The following is a 17,560-nucleotide window of genomic DNA, read 5'->3' on the forward strand; positions in this document are numbered from 1 at the left end:
TACGCGATCATTTGGTTCTGCTGTATTTTCTCTTGTGCGAAGTATATAAAAAGTCAATAGCACTACTTGTATCGCTGGTACTGACTTGGATGCTAAAAAACTTATTCAGCATGTATTTTAACGTTAACATATTGGTATCAGTTTGTGACAGGCCGATGTTATAGCTTAAATAAAGCCGTTTGGAAAGAGATTTTCCGACAACGAAGGCAGTTGAATCGCTTACTGTATTTGTTAATTGATTGTAATTTGTATTAGTTTGTACATTGAAATCTAAGCCTGAACTTTGTTTTAATTGCTCTAGTAACTGGGCGCTGTTTGTGCCGCCAACATTCATCGAAGATATAGCGGTTAAAAGCAGCTGAGCTCCTGCTTTATTTGCTTGGCTAGCTGGACGGCCCAGTACTAGCATAGATAAAATATCTGCTTGAGAAAAAATCGCAGGCTCCGAATAAAGTTGGATCTGAGGTTTCATTAATCTTCCGGTTACTTCCACACCCAAAGTAATTGTGTCACCAAAACTAACATTTTGCAGGTTTGAACTATTAAAATCAAAAAGCTGAGATGCATTAGTATAATTTGAGGTATTATTAATTTTTTTTGCCGCACGAAGACTTATACCGGGGTTATCAATAGGGCCACCGGTAAAAATTAGTTGACCTTGTTTAATGGTTAAGTCTTGGCCATAGGCTTTATAAGTGCCATCACGAACAGATAATTCACCATAAGCATTAATTGCACCTTGAGGCTGCTGTTTTAAAGTTAATGCACCATCTAAGTGGCCTTTTAACCCTTTAACATTTAATGCAACATTTTCTCCAAGCTTAATGGCTATATCCATACTGCTATTGGTGATGGGGGAGGTAGACTGTGATTTTTGCTGCTTATAAATCACCTCATCAGGTAAAGAAATACTATTGCTAAAGGATTGAAGATTTATTTGCGCTTTGGGAATAAGCACGGAACCTGAAATCGCACGCGCATTAGGTGTGGCGTGGAATTTAAGCTGAGGAGAAATGGTTATGTCGTATTCATTCGTGTTCATCAATGGAAAATCATTACCTTCAAGACTAAGCTCAGCAACATAAGCTGTATCGATGGAGCCCTTGCCTTTAAGCAGCAAAGTATGGCCTGAGGAGGCAATAGAGCCATTGGCATCCCAACCTTTTTCCTTACCACGCACATCCAGATCAACCGAATCTAAATTCAATTTTAGCTTTGGAATATACAGACTGGCCTTTGTCAAAAGTAACTGACTGTCTATTTTCGGTTTCCCAACGTTACCTGTTGCCTTAAGAGAGGCAACTAATTGTCCCTTTAACTTTTCTACTTCGGGGCTGATATTTTGTAAAAAATCCAGATTGTTAATTTCTAGGCGCAGTTCACTATTTAGTTTTTGCTGGGAAGAGATGCCTTTTTCCAGCGAGAATTTAGGTAATTGAAAGGCTACTTTTAAACTCTTATTGGGATCAATCATAAAACTGCCTAAGCCAGACAATTTTTGTGGCGACAGAATGGCGCGAAGCTTGCCTCCTTTAAATTCCAATGCTGGAATCGCAGAATTATCTGGAACTTGATAGGTGCCAGGAGAAATAGTGAATATTAAATTTCCTTGGTTTTTTGCGGTAGTTGTTCCGTTTAACGATAGTTTGGCGTGTAAGCCAGCATGCTTTGCAGACATTACGGGCATTGGTGCAAGGTTGGCGCTGAAAGTCCATTGCCAGGGCAGGGCTCCCAATAGCCTGGCATTCATCTGCCAATGCTCCTCAGCAGCATAATTTACTTGGGTATTTAATTCTAAGCTTAAATCAGGGAGAGTCGTGGTTGCTGTAAGTTTGCCTTGTGGACTACTGAATGGTAGTTCTGGATTTAGTGCTCCTCGTAGCGAATCCCATTGAACTGCCAATTGATGATTTCTCCATGAGGAACCAGGATGCCATTGCACATGAAGGCGATTTATTTTTATGATGGTGCCCTGATGCTCATATTCAAGCGCTGCCAATGTAAAATCATTGAGCAAACTGCCTGTGACTTTTTGGATCCTAAGGGTTCCCGGAATATAGGCACGGCTCAAATCAATTAACGTTTCTAGCCCTGGCGTGGTTGAAATTAATGAAACGATAATTCCGGTGATTAAAATAAAAAACAACATCAAAAAGTATAAGGTTTTTATCAGGAAGCGAATCATAAATCGGGTCCCATACTAATAACTAACCGCGGACTGTGGCTGGTGCGTCGCCAATGACTATTAATTTCTTGTGCAACACCTACTTTGATTGGACCAATTGGGGATACCCACATTAATCCTCCGCCTGCATCTGATTGGAAGGCAGCTGGACGTGGATTATAGACATCTCCCAGATCATAAAAGGCAATCAGGTACCAATTTTTTTTCGTTTCTTTTTGAATTTCAAAACCTGCATACGTTAAGAGCCTTCCTGGACCAATAGAATTAAAGCTATAGGCTTTTAAGTTATCCATGCCTCCTAATAATAGAGCAAGGGAGAGTGGTTGTCGCGTAATATTATCAATAGCAGTGAACCCCTGTATTGCATGGCCATACAACCGTAAACGCCAAGGCTCAATTCTTAATGCCGCTTTAGCATCTACCGAAAATTGAGCAAAATTAATGGTTGATAAGGTTGGCTTACTCGCGGCTAAGCCATTAATGGTAATATTATAACCTGAGGGAGAAAAGAGAATATTTTGTGTTTTAATAAAGGATAAGGTCGCTTTCGGATAGAGCAAAAATTGCGTGGTATTTTTTTGTGCGTGGTAATGAAATCCTTCATAAAGGCCATTTACTGAAAGTATTCGTTTATAACGTGTTACATGATGCTGCTGTGCTAAGGATAATAACCAGGCATTACTATAACCTGCGCTGTAATTTAAGTTAGAATAATTTCCTGTAATACTGTATTGGTCGGTAACCGGATTAAATCCTGGGATAATATATTGACCCTGCAAGGCGCTTTGTACAAAAGAACCTTGTGCCAAAGCGTTAAATTTATGCCCACTGCGGTTTACGGGAATAACATGCAGTGCTGCACGGCCTCGAACTCCTGTATCAGTCCCATAACCTGCACCAAGGGTATAGGAGTATTTAGGTACGGGTTCAACATGAACCAGCACGGGAACAATGGAGTCGTCAGTAATTTGTGGCTTTACTACTACCGAACTAAAATACCCGCTATTGGATAAATCATTATTCAGCTGCAAAATCTTATCCCCTGAATAAGTTTGCCCTGGACGAAAGGGGACAAATCGATGCAGTAATTTAGGATTAATATAGGTTGGATCAAAATGGGCTTGACCAAAATAATATAAGGGCCCGGTATCAAAAATTAGAGTAATTTCAGCAGTATAATGTTCTTGATCAATCAAAATTTCATTCGTTTTAAAATTAGCATGCATGTAACCTTGGCTTTCTGCTGCATTAATAAGGTTTTGTTTGGTTTGATTGTAGTCTTCCGTAAGTAAGGGAGCTGTTAATCTTAGGGGAGTATTTTTTAGGGCATCTTGTACCGCGGGGTTATGTGCTCCTTCGCCAATTATTTCAATGGTTAATCGGGAAATCAAAATTTGTGGTCCTGCATGTACAAACACAACCAGATTTTTTGCATTGAGCTGATCTATTGATACTTCAGCTTTAAAATAGCCAAAAGGTTGGATCGCTTTGAGAATTTGCTCCCGTAACTCATCTTGAGAAAAAGCAGTTAATGGTTTTAACTGCTGCAATTCTAGTAAGTGTTTCTCGACATTCGTTTGAACTTTACCGCTGATGCCGGTGATTGTAATCGACAGGGCATCATTGCTTTTAGCAAAAGGGGTTGAGCATACAATGAGAAGTATTAGGTAGAGTACAACCAAGCTACCTCGCATCCACCGCCTCCATTTGTTTTAACCGATAAATCAAATCAAGGGCTTCTCTAGCGGTTAATTGATCAGGATCAATACGTTCCAGTTCACGTAGTATTGGTGATGGCGCTGAAACTACAGGGTGAAATTGCTCTACCGCAGGTGCGTTATTTTGCATATGATTTAAATGAGAATGGGCTATTTTAAGTACAGCGACAGGAATGCCTGCCAGCTCTGCGACTTCCAGGCCATAACTGCGATTAGCAGAACCTGGTTCTACACGATACAAAAATATAATGCGTCCAGTATCTAACGAGGCTTGCAGGTGCACATTGCGGATGCAAGGAAATTGTTGCGGTAAGTTCGTTAACTCGAAATAATGAGTCGAAAATAAGGTATAGGCTTTAATGGTTGTGGCAAGATATACGCAACTGGCATAGGCTAAAGCCATACCATCATAAGTACTGGTTCCACGCCCAATTTCATCAATTAAAACCAAACTTTCTGCAGTAGCTTGCCTTAAAATTTGTGCAGTTTCCGTCATTTCAACCATAAAGGTAGAACGACCGGAAGCTAAGTCATCACTCGCACCAATTCGGGTAAAAATACGGTCAATCGGCCCTAGAGTTGCTGTTTTTGCCGGTACAAAACTGCCAATATGAGCTAAAAGTACAATCAGTGCAGTTTGTCGCATGTAAGTGGATTTTCCACCCATATTAGGGCCGGTAATTAATAAAATATTTTGTGAGGGATTTAACTGTAAGTCATTTGCAATAAATCGCTCTTGCAATAAATTTTCAATTACTGGATGGCGGCCTTCTTCAATAGATATTTGCGATTGGGCAACCAGGTTTGGACAGCTCCAATTTAAGCTTTGAGCGCGTTCAGCCAGGGTAACCAGGACATCTAATTGCGCTAATGCGCGGGCCAGTTGGGTGAGTTCATTAATACTACGCTGGATTTCATCCAATAGGTTATCGTACAACCATTTTTCCCGGGCCAAGGCTTTTACTTGAGCGGAAAGCACTTTCTCTTCAAATACTTTAAGTTCTGGAGTGATATAGCGCTCAACATTTTTTAATGTTTGCTTGCGATGATAATGGACCGGTGCTTTTTCAGATTGAGCTTTTGACAGTTCAATATAATAGCCTTGCACATTATTAAAGCCAAACTTCAAGCTAGATAGACCTGTACGTTGTCGCTCATCCTGCTCGAGTTTATCCAAAGTTTCATTGGCACGTGTACTTAACATTCTTAATTCATCAAGCTCTTCGTCAAAGCCTGGTGCGATTACACCACCATCACGAATTAATACTGGGGGATTATCAATAATTGCTGTGGCAAGTAGCTGCTGCAACTCAGGCAAGGGCTTGGTATGTTCTTTGAGCTCTTGAGCCAGTAGGCTTTGAAGCGGCAAAAGGGTTACATGAAGCTCGGGAAGCAGTGTTAAGGTAGTGCCTAAGGCTTGCAAATCCCGAGGACGTGCTGATTTAAGCGCAATACGTGACACAATTCGCTCCACATCACAAACCTGTCGCAGGAGTTGATGTAATTGTGCATCGGTGTGTCGCTGAATTATTTCGCTAATTGTTTGCTGCCGCGCTTTAATTAAATGGTGCTGTTTGAGTGGTCTGCTTAACCAGCGCTTTAATAGACGGCCGCCCATCGCACATGCTGTTCTATCTAATACAGAAATTAGACTGTTTTCCTGACTGCCTTGCACATTTTCAAATAATTCCAAGTGTTTTTGCGTGGAGGAATCCAGCTGTAAATAATCTTGGGAATTTTCCAGGGTAATGGCATTTAAATGAGGAAGGGCTTGCTTCTGAGTTATTTGCAAGTAAGCTAATAAAGCGCCTGCTGCAATTAGTGCCGTGGGGTAGTCGTTTTCGCCAAATGCGGCCAGGTCTGCTACTTTAAATTGTTCTCGTAAACGGTGTTGTGCGCTATCTAGATTAAATTCCCAACCTGGTCTTTGTTTCACGGGAAAGTTAAGGCAGTATTCTTCTAAAGGAGAAGCCTCTTGCAGGAGTAGCTCCGCAGGTTGTAATCGGGTTAATTCCGCACTGAGCTGGCTAATTTCCAGGAGTTCAAGTAAATGAAATCGGCCGCTGCTTAAATCAACCCAGGCCATACCAATTTTTTGCTTTTGCTGATGCAGAGCGAGTAGCAAATTATCTTTTTTAGCATCGAGCAATGCTTCATCAGTGACGGTACCTGGGGTAATAATACGGGTTACTTGCCGTTCTACTGGCCCTTTGCTTGTAGCGGGATCGCCTATCTGCTCGCATATAGCGACGGATTCCCCTTTTTTTATTAGTCTTGCCAGGTAGTTTTCTACCGCATGGTAAGGTACACCAGCCATAGGGATAGGTTTATCGGCCGATTGACCACGGTGGGTTAAAGTCAGATCAAGTAATTGAGCCGCACGTTTTGCATCATCAAAAAATAATTCATAAAAATCGCCCATACGATAAAGTAAAAGCATGTCAGGGTATTCGGATTTGATGCGCAAATATTGTTGCATCATGGGCGTGTGTGCAGCAGTCATAATAATTGGCTAACAATAAAATTGCTTCGATTCTAACAAAAGCACCTCGGGAAGTCAGTATCTCAGGAGGTTGCGTAGAAGGATGGGCCCTATTTTTCCTTTGAATTATCAGTACCTCATGGTTGAATTTAAATTTCTTTGCTAAACTCAAGATGGAATTATATAAAAACTAATAGGGAGAATTAATTATGAATCGTTTGGCTCTAATTGCTGTAACTGGATTTTTGGCTTTAGCTTTAACTGCTTGTGGTGAACACGGTAACAAACAACAACCAACAGCTACTGACAATACTCAACAGCAACAAGGTGCTGCCCCTGCTCCGCAACAACAAGGTGAAGGCCAAAACCACTAAGATTTTTAGCTTATATTTTACACCTCTCCGACGTTCTGCGGCTTATCCGCAGGAGGTCGGTGGAGAGGTTTTTAACGGCTTGAAATCAAGATCCGACAACTTTCTGGTGCTTCATGAATTCCTTAATCCTTGAAATAGCAACCCTTTTGCAAAAAAAGAATTGGCAATTAGTCACAGCTGAGTCTTGCACTGGCGGATTGGTTTCTGGATATCTTACCGAAATTCCTGGAAGTTCAATTTGGTTTGAGCGCGGTTTTGTCACATACAGCAATCAAGCCAAACAAGAAATGCTTGGAGTATCGAACAAATTGCTTCTTGAATATGGCGCAGTTAGTGAGCCCGTTGCCGCCGCGATGGCTATTGGAGCGATACAGAACAGCGCTGGACAAATCGCCCTCTCGGTTACAGGCATTGCAGGCCCTGATGGAGGAAGCATAGAAAAACCAGTGGGCACTGTATGCTTTGGTTGGTTTGCTCAAGGTATGAGTCATGCCCAAACTGTCAGAAGGCAATTTTCGGGTACACGCCAGGAGATTCGTTTGGCTGCCTGTCAAGAGGCTTTAACTGGCGTTTGTTCCCTCCTAAAAAATATTCCCATCGATCCTGCTTAATTCAGTTTGCTGGTTGTTCTTATCTGTGTGATAATTTTGTCCTTGCATTAACATCTACCTGGAAAAAATTATGGAAGAGAACAAACAAAAAGCTTTAGCAGCAGCTCTCTCGCAAATTGAACGCCAATTTGGTAAGGGCTCAGTAATGCGCATGGGAGACAGCAATGTATCTCGTGATATCGAAGCAATCTCAACCGGTTCATTAGGTTTGGATATTGCTTTGGGAATAGGGGGCTTACCTAAAGGTCGTATCGTTGAAATTTATGGTCCTGAATCTTCTGGTAAAACTACGCTTACGCTACAAGTTATTGCAGAGTGTCAAAAAATGGGTGGTACCGCCGCATTCGTTGACGCCGAGCATGCTTTAGATCCAAGCTATGCGCAAAAACTGGGAGTCAATGTAGACGAGTTATTAGTTTCTCAACCAGATACTGGTGAGCAAGCTTTAGAAATTACCGACATGCTTGTGCGTTCTGCTGCTGTTGATGTGATTATCGTTGACTCGGTTGCTGCACTAACTCCGAAAGCAGAAATTGAAGGGGAAATGGGTGACTCTCATGTAGGCTTGCAAGCACGTCTTATGTCTCAGGCATTACGTAAGCTGACGGCAAACATCAAGCGTTCAAATACCCTGGTAATTTTCATTAACCAAATCCGGATGAAAATTGGAGTGATGTTTGGTAGCCCTGAAACAACTACAGGCGGGAATGCGTTAAAATTCTATGCTTCTGTACGTTTAGATATTCGCCGTATTGGTTCGATCAAGAAAGGCGAAGAGATCTTAGGTAGTGAGACTCGTGTTAAAGTAGTTAAGAATAAAGTAGCGCCACCATTTAAGATGACTGAATTTGATATCCTTTATAACGAAGGGATTTCACGTGAAAGCGAAATTATTAATTTGGCAGTTCAATTGAATCTCATTGAAAAAGCAGGGGCTTGGTACAGCTACAAGCAAGAGAAAATTGGTCAAGGAAAAGACAATGTTCGCTTGTATTTGAAGGATAATCCTCAAATTGCTGCTGAACTTGAGAAGCAAATTCGCTCTGAACTATTAGAGAAGAAACAACCTCTGTTGGCATCTGCAACCGAAGATGAGTTTGAGGCTATTGATGACTAAAGCATTTGACTGTGCTGTGCGCCTATTATCTAGGCGTGAGCATAGTGCAATGGAGCTTTATGAGAAAGTAAGGCAAAAGGGATTTAGCTCCGGCGAAGCACAAGAAGCAGTGGATAGATGTCAACAAATGGATTTACAAAATGATCATCGTTTTGTTGAAGTATACACACGTTCTCGCATTCGACAGGGCTATGGCCCTTTAAAAATTCGCCAGGAATTAAATGGTAAAGGGATCGATAAAGGCATAATTCAGGATATTTTGCAGCAAGAAGAAGGCAATTGGTTGGCTTATGCTTTAGAAGTTTGGCAGAAAAAAATCAGAGGCCAGGAAGAAATGTCATTTAATGAGATGCAGAAACAACAGCGATTTTTACTTTATCGTGGATTTAGTATGGATATTATTGCTCAGGTAACAAAGGAGTTGGAACTGTAGCAAAAATTAACAATTTGGGGCTTGATGCGTATGGATTATTTACGTTTACTCTTCTGCTCATTCCCCTCTATTTGGTATTGATTTGAATATGAAAAGTTCTGAAATTAGACAAGCATTCACTGATTTTTTTGCACAACGAGGCCATCAGGCTGTAGAGTCTAGCTCATTGATTCCCGCTAATGATCCTACTTTATTGTTTACCAATGCCGGTATGGTGCAATTTAAGGATTTATTTTTAGGGCTTGAAACGCGTTCTTACCAACGAGCAGTTACTGCACAACGCTGTGTTCGTGCCGGGGGCAAACATAATGACTTAGAAAATGTAGGTTATACTGCACGCCATCATACCTTTTTTGAAATGCTGGGTAATTTCAGCTTTGGTGATTATTTTAAACGTGAAGCCATTAAGTTCGCTTGGGAATTTTTGACTGAAGTTTTGCGCCTGCCTGAAGAGCGTCTATGGGTTACGGTCTATAAAGATGACCAAGAAGCAGAAGATATCTGGCTTAAAGAAATGAACGTTTCTCCAGCGCGTTTTTCACGTTGTGGTGAAAAGGATAATTTCTGGTCTATGGGGGATACTGGTCCTTGCGGTCCATGTACGGAAATTTTCTATGATCATGGCCCTGATATTGCTGGAGGACCTCCAGGCAGCCCAGATGAAGATGGCGATCGCTACATTGAGATTTGGAACTTAGTATTCATGCAGTTTAACCGCGATAAAGACGGTAATTTGCATCCACTACCTAAACCTTCAGTTGATACGGGTATGGGACTAGAGCGTCTTGCTGCAGTGGTGCAAGGTGTGCATAGTAACTATGAAATTGATTCATTCCAATACCTTATTAAATCCATTGCTAAATTGGGTAATATTTCAGATCTAAATCATACCTCGTTAAAAGTTATTGCAGATCATATTCGTTCTTGCGCGTTTTTAATCGCTGACGGCATTATTCCGGGTAATGAGGGACGTGGTTATGTATTAAGAAGAATTATTCGCCGCGCAGTACGCCATGGGAATAAACTGGGTTTACCCACTCCATTCTTCTCAAAACTGGTTCAGCCTTTAATCGATGTTATGGGCGATGCTTATCCTGAGTTAGTCAGTGCCAAAGCGCATGTAGAAAAAATCTTAGCTCAAGAAGAAAATCAGTTTGCCCGTACTTTGGATCAAGGATTACGTTTGCTGCAAGAGCAAATGCATTCTCTAGGTGGCCAGGAAATTACAGGTCAAATCGCATTCAAGCTTTATGACACCTACGGTTTTCCCGTGGATTTAACGGCAGACATTGCTAGAGAGCAAGGTTTATATGTAGATATGGATGGTTTTAACCAGCTAATGCAACAGCAAAGAGAGCAGTCTCAGGCTGCCAGCCAGTTTACCACGGATTATCATGCCGCATCGCAGTTGGATCATCAGTCTGATTTTCATGGTTATGAAAAAGACAGAATGGAAGGGCAAATTATTGCCTTGTTGCAAGATGGGAAAGAGGTCCAATCTTTAAGTGCGGGTATGAAAGGAGCCGTTGTTCTCGATCATACACCTTTTTATGCGGAAAGTGGTGGCCAGGTAGGCGATCGCGGTGTTTTGCTTGCAGACCAATTGCGTTTTCGCGTGGATGATACGCAAAAGAATGGCCAGGCCATTGTGCATTATGGTGAAGTAGTTGAGGGCACAATTTTTGTAGACCAATTGGTTGATGCACAAATTGATGCGCAACGCCGAGAAGCAATTCGTTTAAATCATACCGCAACACACTTAGTACATGCTGCATTAAAAACTATCGTAGGCCCACAAGTACAACAAAAAGGTTCTTTAGTGGATGCAGAACGTGCGCGTTTTGACTTTTCTCATTTCGAGGCCTTAACGGCAACACAAATACAGCAGATTGAAATTCTGGTTAATGCGCAGATTCGGGCAAATAATGAAGTAGTAACTCGAGTTATGGATATTGAATCAGCTAAAAAGAGCGGTGCAGTTGCGCTATTTGGTGAGAAGTATGCTGACGATGTCCGTGTATTGTCTATGGGTGAGTTTTCCAAAGAGCTTTGTGGTGGAACGCACGCACGACGTACAGGTGATATTGGTTTATTTAAAATTGTTGCTGAATATGGTATTGCCAGTGGTGTACGCCGCATTGAGCTGGTTACGGGTAGCCATGCTTTAGCCTGGGTAAACCAGCAGCAAGATCTTTTAGCTGAACTTGCTTCTTTACTCAAAACTAATGTTGCTTCTTTAGCCGAGAAAGTTTCGCAATTAATCCATGATGGCAAAAATTTAGAGAAAGAAGTTGCTAAGTTACAAAGTGAGAAAGTACAGAAATCAGGTGCTGATCTGGCCAGTGAAGTCGAAGACATTAATGGAATACATTTATTGGTGAAGCAATTAGAAGGAGCGGATAGTCAGGCTCTGCGCGCTACTTTAGATCAATTAAAATCACGACTGGATTCAGCAGTTATCGTGCTCTTTGTTATTGATCAGGATAAAATGAATGTGATTGCTGGGGTAAGCAAGAATATTCTCGGAAAAGTACCTGCAGCCGCAGCTTTAGTACGTCATCTTTGTGGTAAAGGAGGCGGACGCGATGATATGGCTCAAGGCGGGGGAGTTGTGCCTGCCGATTTAGATGCGAAAATTAATGAAATTAAGGAAATGGTTCGTAATTCGCAATAAAATCCTATATAGCCCGTATCCGATTGGTCTAATACGGGCTACGCTTTTGTTCTAAATTCAAAAAGCTCACTATAAGGAGATAACATGAGTTTTATAAAGGAGTTTAAAGAATTTGCTGTCAAAGGTAATGTTGTTGATTTAGCAGTTGCAGTGGTAATTGGGGCTGCATTTGGCAAAATAGTTAGCTCCTTGGTAAGCGGCATCATCATGCCCTTGATTGGATTGCTTTTAGGTGGAATTAATATTGCCGGTAAATCAGTCACAGTAGGGGATGCTGTAGTGAAATGGGGTGAATTTACCCAGTCTATTATTGATTTTACGATTATTTCTTTTTCCATTTTTATTGCTGTAAAGGGTATTTCGCTTATACGAAAAGAGGAGAAAAAAGAAACTCCTCCAACCCGAGAAGAAGAATTATTAATGGAAATTCGTGACCTTTTGAAGGGCAAGACGAATATCCAATAAGCCGCTTCCTTTGCTTTTAGAGAAACACGTCATCCTAAACATCGTGAGGGGTTTCCTGAATGAGGATGACGTGCTCTTTTCCCTTTTTTTTAAACAAAAAGAACCTCCCTATTATGCTATAATCACAATACTAGCAAATTAAAAAGGACATTTATGAGCGAGCTACTAAACCTGATTGTGGTAATTATTGTTTTTGGGGTAGCCTTGTGGCTTATCAATGCGTTTATCCCAATGCCTGGTGCAATTAAAAGCCTTTTAAATATTTTAGTATTAATTGTTTTAATAATTTATATTTTGCAATTTTTTGGCTTAATTCATATTCTACCGATGGTTCATCTCTTGAGATGACGAACTAGTCATAAATACGTCTCTTGGTCCCATGATTCCTCATGGGACCAAAACCTTTCATTTACATCACTGGTTAAACGAAGGCTGAGGCGAACGTTTAATTAAATGAAACTCTATAAGTAATTCGATTAAAGTAGGCTCATTAATTGTTGTTATCATCCCCATGTCTGCATTATTCTGTATGAGTTGTGCAACGAATTGCATGCAATTTGCTTCCGTTAACGTTAGGGCAATGGGAAGCGGACAATAGAATTGGTTTTTTTCTTGAAGATGTTGTAAAAAGTTCGCTAAACGCCAACCAAAGTAACGATATTCAGGGGGAAGGTTTTGCGGGATTCGTGCGCAAGCTATATTACATAAGGTCTTTGAATTTCCTGTAAATACAGGTAATACATGAAGCTTTGCGAATGCATCGTTAATTTCCTCAATACTACATTTTAAGAATAATTTTCTTAACACATGGTCCAGCCTAAATATATTCCCCTTGCCCTGCAAATAGACGTTAAGAATATCAAGCCACTGGGGTTGCAGCTCTTTTAAAGCTATATTCATATTTGGAGTAAGCTTATAATCAGGATAGTTAATCATTAATTTTGCTAAGCGAAATAAACGAACAGGATCTTGTTTAAGGCTTTCAACAGGTGTTCCCAACACATCAGAAATCTTTTTATCTGCTCTATTTGCTAAGGCATTGGAAAAACTAAAAATAGAAAATTGGGATTGATCAGTAAACTCCATATAGAGCGCATTAAGATTGAAGTCGCGCGCGTAAAAATCGGCTTCTAATAACTCTTGCTCTGTTTGCGTTGATGCTAAAAACTTCGCAGAAAAATCAATGAAAATTTTGGGAGTTAAAGCACAATACAAGATGGGGTATTTAAAACTTCGCTGTTCTGAAGTAATTTTCTTCTTTGACAGATAATGTTGAATTTCATACAAGGGAATGTTTAAAACTAATAAGTCATAATCATTGGGTTCTTTACCATCCAGCATATTCCCTGGAGCTGCCCCAGTTAAATAAAATTTTCCTTTAGGAAATTCTTTGCGTAGCTCGTCAATGAGTTCCAACAACTCATTCGGTATTTGTGAGCGGTTTAGAAACACAGCCGAATTTTGGAGGGTGGAAGTAGAATGGGCCGTGGGTTGCTTTATTGGCTCTACAGCCTCTATGGGAGTAATTGTACTCTCATCACTAGATATAACCCCCAATTGGGATATATTGGGGGTGCTTGTATCGGTTGCCGGTGTTTGTATTACGGGTTTATGGTTTTTTTTAGGTAAAGCCGTTTCTTTTTTAGGTTTTGCTTGCACCGTTCCAGATTTTATTTTTGAAGGTGTCTGTTTTGCTGGGGTGCTTGTTTTTGCAGAAACATCTACCTTTTCTTGTTTATTTCTTTTCGTACTTGTAGCTGTTTTGGGCTGGGTTGTTTTCAGTGGCGTAGTGACTGCTTTACTACTTTTTGTCGAAATCGGTTTAGGGCTTGAGACAACAGGGGCGTCCTGCACTACATCAGGGACTTTTTCTTGGTCACTCAAGGCCATAACTTCGGAAAGCATAGATGGTTTTTCAAGTACAGTAGGAACAGCATTGGATGCAGGAGGTAAAATACTAATTAGTTCCTGTTGTACTGTGGATGGTTCCTGAATTATTCCAGTCAGTAGTGTTTGCTTATTCTTTTCTTGCTGCGCAGAAGATGGTAGTACCTCGGGTATCTTTTTAACTTTATTTAAAGAGGATTCGAAGAGTTTATTAATCGTTTTTTGTTGGGTTGAAGATAAATATTTTTTAATAAAGCTGTTGTAATGTCCTTTATATTCATCTTGGGCTGTTTTATTGTCGCTTCGCGCAAATTGTTGAACCATTTTTTTTGCCAAGTCAAATAATTGTTCATTAGCGAGGGATCCCATTTTAAAATTAAGCTTTGATTTTTTTAATTTCTCTATATAGGGCTCTTCCATTGAATTAAATTTAAGTGTAGGAGTACTACCAGATAACCATTGCTCCAATCGACAGCACATACAATATAAAGCAATTCTGGCATCGATCATCTCTTTATCTGGATGTGCTACAAACTGGATTACGTCATCATGCAGTAAATAGGCTTCCGTATATTTCCCTAAAGAAAAGAGCTTTTGTACTAACAAACAACTGTTATCATGTATTTTTTTGTAAAATTCCAAGGTTTTCATAGAAAAAAAGCAAATCATTTGGGATAAGCCAATGAGTTGTTCTTCTTGTTCTAGTTGCTTGATATTATTTAATGAATCAATAATAAAATACTCTAGAAACTCTCTATCTTCTGGCTTTTTAAGTGATTTTCGCATGGAGGTATCTTGCTTTTGAAATTCGACGCGAAAAATTTGCTTTAGTTCATTGAGCGAGTCATAAAGAAACGGATGTTTGGTATATTGCGTTGCAAGAATCCCTTGCTTAATGAGTTCTGCTAAAATTTCTAATTTGGTGCTTTGCTCTGTAAACGGGAGTCGAATATGTTTCAGCTCCTTAAATGTACCGCTGGGATTTTTTAGATAATATGTTGCTAAAATCATAAATTGGAGGACATGGGATACGGGCTGGGCGTTTTGTACGGAGTTTAATAATTGTTCGCATGAGGAGGGAGATGCTGAATTAAAGACAAAATCATAAAACCATTCTAGTTGTGCTAAGATTTCAGACGAAAGAGTATTATACTGACGAATTAATTCTAGGGTATTGTCCCAGTCATTTTTATTATTATTTAGTAACAAAGCAAGGATTAAACAATTTAATGCATGCTCGTCAGTGCATAGAAATTTCTTAGTGCTTTCCTGAAGAGCACTAATTTCCTTGAGAAATTTGCTAATCGCGACGCCAGTATTTTCTTTGGAATTAATACCTTTTATATCAGTACCCACTTTAAAATAACGCGCGATTTGCGAAACCCAAATGAAAAGGCGGCGCTCATCATCAAAAGAAGTGGTTTTTTGCAATGAGGCCTCATCAAAATATAGACTGTTGCCCGCATTGAAGGAATAAATGTTGGGATTAACAATAAATTCATTATTTATTTTTGCAAGCGACGTGCTAACAGCTGAAGATTTAAAGACAGATTGGAAAAATTTGAAAAACATAAGCCGAATAATAAGCAATAAAAGTTCGCGCAATATACACTATTTATAAAAAATATTCACTTGAATGAGATAAAGAACTAAGTTTAAAACAGGAAAAATTATGAAAATAATTACAACGCCTAATGTTCCTATAAAAGCCTGGACTGATGGAGTTTTATTTGATGAAGAAGCACAGAAACAGCTTAAAAACTTAGCTACTTTACCCTTTGTTTATAAGCACTTAGCTGTCATGCCTGATGTTCATGTAGGGAAGGGCTCTACTATTGGCACCGTTATGGCTACGCGCAAGGCAATTATTCCTGCGGCAGTTGGTGTGGACTTGGGGTGCGGCATGATGGCGGTTAGGACTAATTTAATGGCTCAGGATTTACCAGATAACCTGGGTTTATTACGAAGTAAAATTGAAGAAGCCATTCCTGTTGGTAGTAGTCCTAGACAAAAAATAGGACAATGGAATTCGATTCCAAATTATGTAATGCAGCAATGGAATCAATCACTAGCTGATGCTTTTGATAAGCTCTGCGAGAAATATCCGCGTTTTGTTAAAACTAATAATATTAATCATTTAGGAACCCTAGGAGGTGGGAATCATTTCATTGAAATTTGTTTGGATGAGCATCAAGCCGTTTGGTTTATGTTGCATAGTGGCTCAAGAGGTATTGGCAATGCGATTGGAACCCATTTTATTGAGTTGGCGAGAAAAGATATGCAACGACATGCGATTCATTTGCCGGATAAAGATTTAGCTTATTTCTCTGAAGGAAGTGCTTATTTTCATGATTATTGTCATGCTGTTGAATGGGCACAGAATTTTGCGGCAGAAAACCGCCGCATTATGATGAGGCTGCTTATTGATACGGTAAGCAAGCAGTTAGGCCGTCCTATTGTTGCTGATGAATATTCAGTGAATTGCCATCATAATTACGTTCAGCGTGAGCAGCATTTTGGACGAGAGGTTTGGGTTACTCGTAAAGGTGCTGTTTCGGCGCAAAAAGGGCAAATGGGAATAATTCCCGGCTCAATGGGAGCTAAGTCCTTCATTGTACGGGGGCTGGGAAACCCTGAAAGCTTTCATAGTTGTAGTCATGGCGCTGGGCGTGTGATGTCACGCACTAAGGCAAAGCAATTAGTTAATTTAGAGGAACATCGACGAGCACTGGATCGCGTTGAGTGTAAAAAGGATGCCAGTACGTTGGATGAGACACCTAAGGCTTATAAGGATATTGATGCTGTTATGGCCGCCCAAAAAGATTTGGTTGAGATTGTTTATACTTTGAAGCAAATTCTATGTGTTAAAGGTTAATATGGCTTTCCTATAGGGCATTATACTGCGCAGAAAAGCCAGGGATACATACATGTTTAGGTAAACTGGTATTTGATCGTAGCTAGCTCTTGGCTTGTAGGTTCAGGTAAATTGTGTATATTGTAATTGATTAGAAAAGCAATGCCATCTTCAACCTCTTTAAGCTGCTGACCTGCAATAAAACGCGCATCAACATAGATGCTATAAGCTGAAATCGCCGTAAGCGTAGCAAATATTCCCGTCATGGCCAAAGAGAAAAGCACAAGACTTGCAGGTCCTGCAGCGATGCTTGCAAATAAAAGCGTAAGGCCTGCTTCTATTCCAGTAATGAATGTATTTAATACCATATTCAAACAACTAAGAAAAATATCTCTATCATTAGAGTCTGCTATTTCTTCTTGCAAGCGAAATAAATCATTATTTAATGTATTAATTTGGGTTCGACGAAGCGTTCTTCCTGCCAGTAGTGCTTCAAAGGCTTGTGTCACATGTTGGTTTAAGAGATAAATTGTTTCCTTTTCTCTTGCTAATGATCCTAACTGATGAATGCTTGCGGAAACCTTTTCGGCGTGCTTTTTTAACTTCCATAAATTTCGATAATACTCTCCTTCCCAGGCTAATGTTGTTGGATGAAGAAGTTTTTGTTTAGCTTGTTCTACATATGAAGCTTTCTTAAAGAAGGACGAAAAATATATGGTCATGAATGCGCCATTTTCTGATCATTAAATGGCCAAATTAT

13 protein-coding genes are annotated in these 17,560 nt (G+C 40.1%); 8 read left to right on the plus strand and 5 right to left on the minus strand.

Annotation, left to right across the window (positions count from 1 at the left end; all coding sequences use genetic code 11):
* Positions 1-7: 7 nt before the first annotated feature.
* Genes BN3124_RS10840 through mutS form a run of 3 tightly spaced genes read right to left on the minus strand, consistent with a single transcriptional unit; the run spans position 8 to position 6,406 of the window.
* Entirely contained in the window at positions 8-2,185 is a 2,178-nt protein-coding gene (locus BN3124_RS10840) for a translocation/assembly module TamB domain-containing protein (protein WP_058534816.1), read from the minus strand.
* Complete coding sequence (locus BN3124_RS10845; protein WP_058534817.1) at positions 2,182-3,879, minus strand: autotransporter assembly complex protein TamA; 1,698 nt, start codon at positions 3,877-3,879, stop codon at positions 2,182-2,184. The genes BN3124_RS10840 and BN3124_RS10845 overlap by 4 nt, the downstream gene beginning before the upstream one ends.
* The gene (gene mutS / locus BN3124_RS10850) at positions 3,869-6,406 is read right to left on the minus strand and encodes a DNA mismatch repair protein MutS (protein WP_058534818.1); all 2,538 of its coding nucleotides are present in this window, start codon (positions 6,404-6,406) and stop codon (positions 3,869-3,871) included. Before mutS ends, BN3124_RS10845 begins: the two co-directional genes overlap by 11 nt.
* Positions 6,407-6,594: 188 nt before the next feature.
* On the opposite strand from mutS, the gene BN3124_RS17205 reads away from it, so the two are divergent.
* The 7 genes from BN3124_RS17205 (at position 6,595) to BN3124_RS10880 (ending at position 12,407) form a co-directional block, all read left to right on the plus strand.
* The gene (locus BN3124_RS17205) at positions 6,595-6,759 is read left to right on the plus strand and encodes a hypothetical protein (RefSeq protein WP_196398925.1); all 165 of its coding nucleotides are present in this window, start codon (positions 6,595-6,597) and stop codon (positions 6,757-6,759) included.
* Between the two features lie 113 nt (positions 6,760-6,872).
* Positions 6,873-7,370 (plus strand): CinA family protein, encoded by a 498-nt coding sequence (locus BN3124_RS10855; protein ID WP_058534819.1) that lies wholly within the window; start codon positions 6,873-6,875, stop codon positions 7,368-7,370.
* 70 nt (positions 7,371-7,440) lie between these two features.
* Positions 7,441-8,487: a recombinase RecA gene (gene recA, locus BN3124_RS10860; RefSeq protein WP_058534820.1), complete on the plus strand. Its 1,047-nt coding sequence runs from the start codon at positions 7,441-7,443 to the stop codon at positions 8,485-8,487.
* Positions 8,480-8,920 carry a recombination regulator RecX gene (recX, locus tag BN3124_RS10865; protein WP_058534821.1) on the plus strand — a complete coding sequence of 147 codons (441 nt, stop codon included), beginning with the start codon at positions 8,480-8,482 and terminating at the stop codon, positions 8,918-8,920. Before recA ends, recX begins: the two co-directional genes overlap by 8 nt.
* Before the next feature lie 88 nt (positions 8,921-9,008).
* Positions 9,009-11,594, plus strand: a complete 2,586-nt coding sequence (alaS, locus tag BN3124_RS10870; protein ID WP_058534822.1) for an alanine--tRNA ligase — start codon at positions 9,009-9,011, stop codon at positions 11,592-11,594.
* Positions 11,595-11,678: 84 nt separating this feature from the next.
* The gene (gene mscL / locus BN3124_RS10875; protein WP_058534823.1) at positions 11,679-12,059 is read left to right on the plus strand and encodes a large-conductance mechanosensitive channel protein MscL; all 381 of its coding nucleotides are present in this window, start codon (positions 11,679-11,681) and stop codon (positions 12,057-12,059) included.
* A 153-nt stretch (positions 12,060-12,212) separates the two neighbouring features.
* Positions 12,213-12,407: a Thivi_2564 family membrane protein gene (locus BN3124_RS10880; protein ID WP_058534824.1), complete on the plus strand. Its 195-nt coding sequence runs from the start codon at positions 12,213-12,215 to the stop codon at positions 12,405-12,407.
* A 66-nt stretch (positions 12,408-12,473) separates the two neighbouring features.
* Here the strand turns inward: BN3124_RS10880 and BN3124_RS10885 are convergent, their stop codons facing one another.
* Entirely contained in the window at positions 12,474-15,377 is a 2,904-nt protein-coding gene (locus BN3124_RS10885; protein ID WP_149865250.1) for a hypothetical protein, read from the minus strand.
* Positions 15,378-15,618: 241 nt separating this feature from the next.
* Here BN3124_RS10885 and BN3124_RS10890 point away from each other — a divergent pair, with 241 nt between their 5' ends.
* Positions 15,619-16,821, plus strand: coding sequence for an RtcB family protein (locus tag BN3124_RS10890; RefSeq protein ID WP_058534826.1), 1,203 nt, complete (start codon positions 15,619-15,621; stop codon positions 16,819-16,821).
* A gap of 56 nt (positions 16,822-16,877) precedes the next feature.
* On the opposite strand, the gene BN3124_RS10895 is transcribed toward BN3124_RS10890, so the two are convergent.
* Entirely contained in the window at positions 16,878-17,522 is a 645-nt protein-coding gene (locus BN3124_RS10895) for a hypothetical protein (protein WP_058534827.1), read from the minus strand.
* Between the last annotated feature and the right edge of the window lie 38 nt (positions 17,523-17,560).

The organism is Legionella saoudiensis (assembly GCF_001465875.1).
Taxonomy (GTDB): domain Bacteria; phylum Pseudomonadota; class Gammaproteobacteria; order Legionellales; family Legionellaceae; genus Legionella; species Legionella saoudiensis.

Coding starts and splice junctions, on each gene's coding strand:
- BN3124_RS10890 (WP_058534826.1), top strand. CDS start 15,619: ATGAAAATAATTACAACGCCTAATGTTCCTATAAAAGCCTGGACTGAT.
- BN3124_RS10840 (WP_058534816.1), bottom strand. CDS start 2,185: ATGATTCGCTTCCTGATAAAAACCTTATACTTTTTGATGTTGTTTTTT.
- BN3124_RS10880 (WP_058534824.1), top strand. CDS start 12,213: ATGAGCGAGCTACTAAACCTGATTGTGGTAATTATTGTTTTTGGGGTA.
- recX (WP_058534821.1), top strand. CDS start 8,480: ATGACTAAAGCATTTGACTGTGCTGTGCGCCTATTATCTAGGCGTGAG.
- recA (WP_058534820.1), top strand. CDS start 7,441: ATGGAAGAGAACAAACAAAAAGCTTTAGCAGCAGCTCTCTCGCAAATT.
- mutS (WP_058534818.1), bottom strand. CDS start 6,406: ATGACTGCTGCACACACGCCCATGATGCAACAATATTTGCGCATCAAA.
- mscL (WP_058534823.1), top strand. CDS start 11,679: ATGAGTTTTATAAAGGAGTTTAAAGAATTTGCTGTCAAAGGTAATGTT.
- BN3124_RS17205 (WP_196398925.1), top strand. CDS start 6,595: ATGAATCGTTTGGCTCTAATTGCTGTAACTGGATTTTTGGCTTTAGCT.
- alaS (WP_058534822.1), top strand. CDS start 9,009: ATGAAAAGTTCTGAAATTAGACAAGCATTCACTGATTTTTTTGCACAA.
- BN3124_RS10855 (WP_058534819.1), top strand. CDS start 6,873: ATGAATTCCTTAATCCTTGAAATAGCAACCCTTTTGCAAAAAAAGAAT.
- BN3124_RS10845 (WP_058534817.1), bottom strand. CDS start 3,879: ATGCGAGGTAGCTTGGTTGTACTCTACCTAATACTTCTCATTGTATGC.
- BN3124_RS10895 (WP_058534827.1), bottom strand. CDS start 17,522: ATGACCATATATTTTTCGTCCTTCTTTAAGAAAGCTTCATATGTAGAA.